The following is a 1,209-nucleotide window of genomic DNA, read 5'->3' as shown; positions in this document are numbered from 1 at the left end:
GTGGCCAACGCCGTGCTCGACGCCACCGACGCGGTGATGCTCTCCGCCGAGACCGCCGCCGGCGACTTCCCGGTGGAGACCGTGGAGGCCATGGCGCGGGTCTGCCTGGGCGCCGAGCGCGAGCGCAGTGCCCAGGAATCCGGCCACCGTATCCACGAGGGCTTTTCAAGGATCGACGAGACCATCGCCCTGTCGGCGATGTACGCCGCCAACCACCTGGAAGGGGTGGGGGCCATCGCCTGCATGACCGCCACCGGCTACACGCCGCTGATCGCCTCGCGGATCCGCTCGGGGCTGCCGATCGTCGGGCTGGCCCACAACCCCGTCGCCCAGCGGCGCATGGCGTTGTATCGTGGCGTCATCTCGCTGCCCTTCGACACCAGCGAGATGAGCGCCACCGAGCTCAACGACCGCGCCCTGGAGCGGCTGGTGGCGCAGGGCATCGCCGTGGCGGGAGACCATGTGATCCTGACCCGCGGCGACCACATGAACGCCCACGGCGGCACCAACACCCTGAGGATCCTCGAGGTGGAGACACGGCATGAGTGAGATCCGTCCGCGGCGGGACGTCCGCCGCACCCTGCCGGCGCGCAAGCGCATCGCCCTGATCGCCCACGATGGCAAGAAGGGCGAGATGCTCGAGTGGGCCGGACGCTGGCAGGACACCCTGGCCCGGCACCGGCTGGTCGGCACCGGCACCACCGCCAGCCGCATCGCCGCGCAGCTGGGGCTCGAGGTGGAGGCCCTGATGAGCGGCCCGCTGGGCGGCGACCAGCAGATCGGCGCGCGCATCGCCGAGCAGGGCCTCGACCTGCTGATCTTCTTCTGGGATCCCTTCGCCCCCCAGCCCCATGACCCCGACGTCAAGGCCCTGCTGCGCCTGGCGGCCCTGTGGAACATCCCGGTGGCCTGCAACCCGGCGAGCGCCGACTTCCTGATCAGCTCGCCCTGGCTCGACCAGGACTACGAGATGAGCATCCCCGATGCCGGGGGCTGGATCACCGATCGCAGCAGCACCTGATACCGGCCTTCGCCGGCGACACGACAACAACGAGAGGGACACCGCATGTTCCAGCTCACCCGCAGCGTCACCTGGCAGGCGCTGAAGCAGCTCCAGGCCGACACCGCCGGCGACCGCATCCACGACTACTTCGCCGCCGACCCGAAGCGCTTCGACAAGATGAGCCTGCGCGTCGGCGGGCTCTTCCT

2 protein-coding genes are annotated in these 1,209 nt (G+C 70.2%); both read left to right on the top strand.

Annotated elements, in window-relative coordinates:
* The coding region (locus FHR97_RS20070; RefSeq protein ID WP_246404141.1) for a pyruvate kinase at positions 1–549 on the top strand (549 nt) is incomplete at its 5' end.
* Positions 542–1,021 carry a methylglyoxal synthase gene (locus FHR97_RS20065; RefSeq protein WP_183385571.1) on the top strand — a complete coding sequence of 160 codons (480 nt, stop codon included), beginning with the start codon at positions 542–544 and terminating at the stop codon, positions 1,019–1,021. The genes FHR97_RS20070 and FHR97_RS20065, both read left to right, overlap by 8 nt.
* Positions 1,022–1,209 lie beyond the last annotated feature (188 nt).

The organism is Halomonas stenophila (assembly GCF_014192275.1).
GTDB lineage: Bacteria > Pseudomonadota > Gammaproteobacteria > Pseudomonadales > Halomonadaceae > Halomonas > Halomonas stenophila.
This window is presented reverse-complemented; position numbering and strand designations above follow the sequence as displayed.

Bases quoted from the DNA above. Each gene is read 5' to 3' on its own strand.
- FHR97_RS20065 (WP_183385571.1), top strand. From the start codon at position 542: ATGAGTGAGATCCGTCCGCGGCGGGACGTCCGCCGCACCCTGCCGGCG.